The organism is Streptomyces adelaidensis (assembly GCF_016598475.1).
In the GTDB taxonomy this organism is placed as follows: domain Bacteria; phylum Actinomycetota; class Actinomycetes; order Streptomycetales; family Streptomycetaceae; genus Streptomyces; species Streptomyces adelaidensis.
Window position 1 is genome coordinate 25,783 of the sequence record NZ_JAEMUX010000090.1, and the last position, 6,438, is coordinate 32,220.

The window sequence follows — 6,438 nt, forward strand, 5'->3', positions numbered from 1 at the left end:
GCGCCCCATTCAGGAGGCGCGGGCCCCCGACCACGTTCGCCAATTGTCAGTGGTGTCTGGAACCCTTGTGGCATGGAGATTCTCTGGGTCCTGATGGCGCTGCTCATGATGGGTTTCGTGCTGTGGCCGATCATGGCGCGCAGGCGGGCCGGTATTCAGCGGGTGGAGGCTGGGCATCCGGACGGCGCGGACCCGGCGAACTACGGGTTCGTGCGGCAGGAGCTGCTGGACGTGCGGATGCCGGGACCGGACCAGGATCTGCTGGATGTGCTGGACGTGGTGCAGCGTTCGCAGGACTACCGGGCGGCGAAGCAGTTGCTGGCCGGTACGGACGCGGCCGGCGAGGTCCGGTGGCAGCGGGTTCAGGCGTTCGCGGGCGCGGCCTCGCTGGAGCTGGCGCAGCGGCCCGGCGGGGTGGGCGAGTCGCCGGGCGGGCAGTGGCTGCGGGTGTGGCGCGCGGAGGCACCCAAGGACGCGGGGGGCGCCGCGGTGCACGCGGAGTTCCTGGTGCAGCAGGCGTGGCGGACGTCGACGCCGGGCACGGACGAGTTCCGGATCATCATGGAGGAGGCCAGGGCGGCGTGCGGTGACGCGGCGCTGCTGGCCCCGGGTGACCCGATCCCGTACATCATCGAGCTGTCGGTGGCGCGCGGTCTTGCGTACTCCCGGGAGGAGTTCGAGCAGCTCTGGCTGAAGATCCTTGACCGTGCCCCGGCGCACATGGGGGCCCATCTGGCGGCCCTGCACTACTGGTGCGAGAAGTGGCACGGCTCGCGGGAGCTGGCGTACTCCTTCGCGGAGGCGGCCGCGGCCCGCGCCCCGCAGGGGTCGCTCCTCGCGGCCATGCCGCTGTTCGCGGTCTTCGAGCACCTGCCCGAGGTGAATCTGGTGCAGGGCTTCTACGAGAGCGAGGTCGTCACCAAGGCGGTGCACGGCGCCCTGTTCGCGGTGCACGCGGCGCGGCCCGACGACCCGATGCTGGCCCATGTCCGTCATCTTCTGATCTTCTTCCTGGTGCGTGGCGAGCGCTGGGCCGAGGCCGTGGACCAGCTCGTCCACGTCGACGGCCACGTCGGCGCCCTCCCCTGGACCCTCACCTCCGACCCGGCCGCGGACTACGCGATATACCGGGCCCTGGCGGTGGCGGGATACGAGGCGAACGGGGGGAGTCCGGCGACGCTGCCGCACTGAAGCCGCACCCTCAGTAAGGCCTTGCCACCCCCCGCGCGCGTAGGAAATACTCCGCCCCCTCACCTCTTGGTCATGGACACGTCCTAGACCGACCGATTTCACTCGTTAAATGATCGTTCGCGATCTTCCCGTGGGGGGGAAACCTGCCCGATGGGCGCGACCCTGCGCGCGCTGCGCGCTCTTGTACTGCTCGCCGGCTTCTATCTGCTCGGCGTGATCCTGCTCGCGGCGCTCGGCGGCGCCGACTACCTGCTCTATCTGCACGCCCCGTCCGGCGTCGCGGCCAAGCTGTACGTGGTCTCCGTACTGCTGGCGATCCCGCTGGTCCGCGGCCTGTTCATGCTGCGGACGCCGAAGGGCGAGGAGCTGCCGGGCCTGCCGGTGACGGAGGCCGAAGAGCCCGAACTGTGGCGGACCGTGCGGGAGCTGGCCGACGCGGTCGGCACCCGGGCGCCGTCCCGGATCATCCTGACGGCCGACGTCAACGCCGCCGTCAGCGAGGACGCCCGGCTGCTCGGCCTGCTGTCCGGACCGCGCCGCCTCTACCTCGGCCTGCCGTTGCTGCAGGGCCTGACAGAGGCGCAGTTGCGTGCGGTCCTCGCCCATGAGCTGGGCCACTACTCGAACGCCGACACCCGGCTCGCCGCGATCACCGTGCGCGGCCGGGCCCAGGTGCTGCGCACCATCGGGCACTTCGAGGAGCGGGCCGACAACACCGCCGGGCGGGAGCGGGCCCGGCAGGAGAAGAAGAACGCCAAGGCCGAGGCCAAGGGCAAGCAGGCCAAGGAGATCGACACCGGGCACGCGGGCCTCACGTACCGCGCGATGGCGAAGATCTACATCGGCTACGCCAAGCTGTACTTCCGCGCCACGCTCGCCGGTTCGCGCCGCCAGGAGTACGCCGCCGACGCCGCGGCCGCCCGGATCGCCGGCCGCGACGCCACCGCGTCGGCACTGCGCGAGATACCGGCGCTGGACGCCGCCTTCGGTTTCTACATGAACAGCTACGCCACGCTCGGCGCGGAGGCCCGGCTGCTGCCGCCGCGCGGTGACTTCTTCGGCGGCTACGGGCAGATGCTCTCCGCCCGCCAGCTCGAACTGGTCGGGCTGCGCACCGAGCTGCCCACCGAGCCCTCGTCGCCGTACGACTCCCACCCGCCCATGGCCGACCGTGTCGAGCGCGTCGAGTCGCTGCCCGCCGACGGCCGTGCGGACGAGGCCAGGGGTGCGGCGCTCGGCCTGCTCACGGATCCGGACCGGACCCTGGCGACGCTGGAGGACGCGGTCCTCACCGAGGACGTCCTGCGGTTCCGGCGCACCGGCGGCTGGCAGGAGCTGCTCGACGGTTCGATGACCGCGAACCTCGCCTCCCTCGACACCGCGCTGCACCGGGCGCTGGCGATGTACATCAAGGACCACCCGTCGCTGCCCGCGCTGCTCAAGGTGATCGACGACGGTCAGCTGTGGCAGCTGGCGCAGCGGCTGCCGCTGTCCGACCGGGCGGCCGAGGCGAAGGGGCGGGCGTTCCGCGAGTTCGTCCGGCCCGCGCTGGCGGACGCCCTGCAGGGCATGGTGCTGGCCGAGCTCAGCGCGCACTCGCGGCTGAGCTGGGAGTTCTCCTGGGCGGAGCCGGCGGCGGTGCGTCTGCCGCCCGCGCCGGACGGTACGGAGGCCGACCTCGGCGCGGCGATCGCGGCGGCGGTCGCCGACCATCCGGACACCGGGCCGCTGCGCGCGCTGCTGCCGCCCGTTCCCCAAGGACCCGCCGCCCGAGAAACGGACGCACCGCGATGACCGTACTGCTGTGGATACTGGCCGTCCTGGCGGTGCCGACCCTGCTCTTCGGCCTGTGGATCGCCGGGGTGTTCCTCAAGGAGTTCTTCCGGCCGGGCCCGTCCGACGGCGACCCGGAGGCCGCGGAGGCGCTGGGGCTGCTGCCGGCGGAACGGCAGAACACCAAGTACGCGGGCCCGCTGCCCGCCGGCCTCGACGCGACGCTCCCGGCCGTGCGCGGCGGTGACTGGAAGGCCGCCGCCAAGCTGATGCAGGACCTCGGCCGGGACTGGGAGCGCCGCTCCTCGGCCGCGTACCAGCTGGCCGAGATCGCGGCCGAGGAGGACGACTGGCTGCTCGCCTGGGAGGCGGACCGTCCCGACGACCCGGACGCGGCCGTCGTCCGGGCCCGCAGCACGGTGATCCTGGCGTGGGAGCTGCGGGGCGGGAAGCGGGCCAAATACACGACGAGTGAGCAGTTCGGTGGCTTCCACCGGATGCTGGAACGTTCCCGCGAGGAGATCGGCCGGGCGGCGGCGCTCAATCCGGACGACCCCACGCCGTACATCACCGAGATCTGGGTGGCCCTCGGCCTCGGCTACCCGAATTCCGAGATGGACAGGCTGTGGGCGGAGATCACCGCGCGCGCCCCGCACCACTACGAGGCCCACTTCTCGGCACTCCAGTACTGGTGTGCGAAGTGGCGAGGCTCGGAGAAGCTGGCGACCGACTTCGCCGAGCGGGCGGCGACGGCCGCGCCGCTGGGCAGTCTGCTCACCGTCCTCCCGCTCGTCGCCCACTTCGAGCACGACCAGTCGGACGACGGCGACGTCGACCGTACGCCGAAGATGATCGGCCGGGTCGACGCCGGTCTCGCCGACGCCGCCGCGGCCGACCCCACCCACCCCCGCCTGCCCGAACTGCGGCACCTCCTCGCGTACTACCTCGCCCTCCAGGACCGTGACGCCGCCGCGCTCGAACAGTTCAAGCTGGTCGACGGGTACGTGAACGCCCTGCCCTGGCGCTACCAGGGCGACGGTCCGGTCATGGCCGCGCACTACTGCCGCATCCGCAACGCGACGGCTCAGGCGGTGTCGGCGGCTACGGACTGAGCGGTCTCGGGGCGGGCGGACGGTCGGTCGCGGGCTGAACGCCCGACGGAACGCCCGACGGAACGCCCGACGGAACGCCCGACGGAACGCCGGACGGAACGCCGGACGGAACGCCGGACGGAACGCCGGACGGAATGCGGGCGGGACCCGGAACGTTGTCCGGGGTACCGCCCGCCGTTTCGTTCCGCGAGTCTCCCAAGGAGTCCCGATGCTGTTCGGCCGCACGCCCCAGCTGCCCACCCCCGAGCAGGCTCTGCGTGGCCGCGCCGAGCTGCCGTTCACGGTCCCCGACCGCCACACCGTCCTCGGCACCCCGCTCCTCGGCCCCTACCCCGAGCACCTGGAGATCGCCGACTTCGGCCTCGGCTGCTTCTGGGGCGCCGAGCGGAAGTTCTGGGAGCTCCCGGCGGGGGTGTGGACGACCCTCGTCGGCTATCAGGGTGGCTACACCGAGAATCCCACCTACGAAGAGGTCTGCTCCGGCCGGACGGGCCACACCGAGGCCGTCCGCGTCGTCTACGACCCCGCCCTCATCTCCTACGAGCGTCTCCTCCAGGTCTTCTGGGAGTCCCACAACCCCACGCAGGGCTTCCGCCAGGGCAACGACGTCGGCACGCAGTACCGCTCCGCCGTCTACACCCACACCCCGGCCCAGGCCGCGACGGCCGACGCCTCCCGCGAGGCCTACCAGAACGTCCTCACCGCCGCCGGCCACGACAAGATCACCACCGAGATCCTCCCGGCCGAGGACCGCACGTTCTACCCCGCCGAGGGCCACCACCAGCAGTACCTGGACAAGAACCCGGCCGGCTACTGCGGCATCGGGGGCACGGGGGTGTCGTGCCCGATCGGCGTGGCCAGGGCGGATGGCTGAGCCCGCGCCACTCCCGCCCCGCGTCGCGGCAACCCTGAACGCGCTGCTGACCGCCGAAGACCCGGTCAGCGGCGCGCTTCGCGCCCAGGTCCCGTACACCCACGTCGGCGGCGGGTGTGGCTGCGGGTGCGCCACGGTCGACCTGGCCGTGGACCGCGAAGCGGTGCCGCCGGCATCGACGCGCGGCGACGGTCTCGCCGCGGACGCCTGGTACGCCGGCCCGGACGACGCCGGAGTCATGGTCTTCACGGAAGGCGGCTACCTCTCGCTCCTGGAGATCTACTCGGTCTCCAGCGAACCGATCACCACGTGGCCGGAGCCGCGTTTCAGCCGGCGCGGCTGACGGATGGCGGTCACGCGCTCCCTCTCGGGGCACGCGCTCCCTCTCGGGGCACGCGCTCCCTCTCGCGCTGTCGCCCGCGCCGGCTCTCGCCATGGCCGCCGTCGACGCGGCTTCTTCCAGGCGGACAGGCGGTCGCCGGCCCTCAGCGGCCCCCGCCCCCTCAGTGGCCGCCACCCCCTCGGTGGCCCCCGCCGTCCGGTTCGAACCCCGCCAGCATCTGTTCCAGGGCCGCCTGGTCCGGGCCCGTGAAGGGTGGGGCGTCCGGGGCGGTGGTCAGGGTGTCGAGGAGGGAGCCGGTGATGCCGGCGGCTGGGGGGAGGTGGGTGGAGAGGACGAGGTCGGGTTTGCGGTCCTTGAGGGGCTGGAAGGTCGTGAGGAACTTGTCCATGTCGACGGTCCTGACCCAGGGGCTGTCGACCGTGGCCCAGAGCAGCTGAGCCGTGCGCAGGTCGTCGGCGGGGACGTCGCGGACGTCGTCGGCCTGGGCGAGGTCGGCCGTGGGGAGGGGCGCGCCGAAGCAGTCGGAGCTGAAGCAGACGCCGGAGTGGTCGTCGAAGAAGCCGACGGTGGCAGGGTTGTCGAACAGGGGCGGCCGGAAGCCGGTGAGGGTGCGGTCGCCTATGTCCATCGTCTCGCCGGGGTTCAGGAGATACGCGCGGTCCAGGGGCAGCGGGCGTTCGCAGGAGAGGATGCCCGCGCCGATGAAGGTCGTCACGACGCGTGCCTCCGGCGCCGCCGCCAGCAGGTCGAAGATCCCGCCCGTGTGGTCGCGGTCGGGGTGGGTCAGCCAGATCCAGCGCACGTCCGCCGGGTCGAGCACCGTGCTGAGGGTCTCGACGAAGTTCCTGTCGGGCAGACCCAGGCCGGTGTCGACGACCACCGGCTGGGCGGCCAGCAGCACGAAGGCGTTCACCGGGATGTGCCCGATGCCCGGCACCTCGAGACTGTCGGCCAGCACGCTGATGTCCGGGCGGAGCCTGTGGACCGTACCGGGTCGGACCTTTTGAAGGGGCATGTCGCTCACACCTCTGAAGCCCCCGGGGTGGTGATCGCGCCGCGGCCGTCTGCGTCTCTCCCCCCATCCATGGTCCGGCCTTCCCGCCGACCCCGCATCCGGGCAGCCCCTCGCCCGGGGGACGGCTTCA

The 6,438-nt window shown here is 72.3% G+C and carries 6 protein-coding genes; 5 read left to right on the forward strand and 1 reads right to left on the reverse strand.

The features are described 5' to 3' along the window. Positions 1-72: 72 nt before the first annotated feature. From I8N67_RS34285 to I8N67_RS34305, 5 genes are all read left to right on the forward strand, one after another. On the forward strand, positions 73-1,191 hold the full coding sequence (locus I8N67_RS34285) for a hypothetical protein (protein WP_200308175.1): 1,119 nt from the start codon (positions 73-75) through the stop codon (positions 1,189-1,191). Positions 1,192-1,341: 150 nt separating this feature from the next. Beyond that, entirely contained in the window at positions 1,342-2,985 is a 1,644-nt protein-coding gene (locus I8N67_RS34290) for a M48 family metallopeptidase (protein WP_200308176.1), read from the forward strand. After that, positions 2,982-4,076 carry a hypothetical protein gene (locus I8N67_RS34295; protein ID WP_200308177.1) on the forward strand — a complete coding sequence of 365 codons (1,095 nt, stop codon included), beginning with the start codon at positions 2,982-2,984 and terminating at the stop codon, positions 4,074-4,076. The genes I8N67_RS34290 and I8N67_RS34295 overlap by 4 nt, the downstream gene beginning before the upstream one ends. 208 nt (positions 4,077-4,284) lie before the next feature. Further along, positions 4,285-4,950 (forward strand): peptide-methionine (S)-S-oxide reductase MsrA, encoded by a 666-nt coding sequence (gene msrA / locus I8N67_RS34300; protein WP_200308178.1) that lies wholly within the window; start codon positions 4,285-4,287, stop codon positions 4,948-4,950. Next, positions 4,943-5,293 carry a hypothetical protein gene (locus tag I8N67_RS34305; protein WP_200308179.1) on the forward strand — a complete coding sequence of 117 codons (351 nt, stop codon included), beginning with the start codon at positions 4,943-4,945 and terminating at the stop codon, positions 5,291-5,293. Before msrA ends, I8N67_RS34305 begins: the two co-directional genes overlap by 8 nt. 160 nt (positions 5,294-5,453) lie before the next feature. Here I8N67_RS34305 and I8N67_RS34310 read toward each other — a convergent pair whose 3' ends face one another. After that, on the reverse strand, positions 5,454-6,308 hold the full coding sequence (locus tag I8N67_RS34310) for an MBL fold metallo-hydrolase (RefSeq protein ID WP_200308180.1): 855 nt from the start codon (positions 6,306-6,308) through the stop codon (positions 5,454-5,456). Positions 6,309-6,438: the final 130 nt, after the last annotated feature.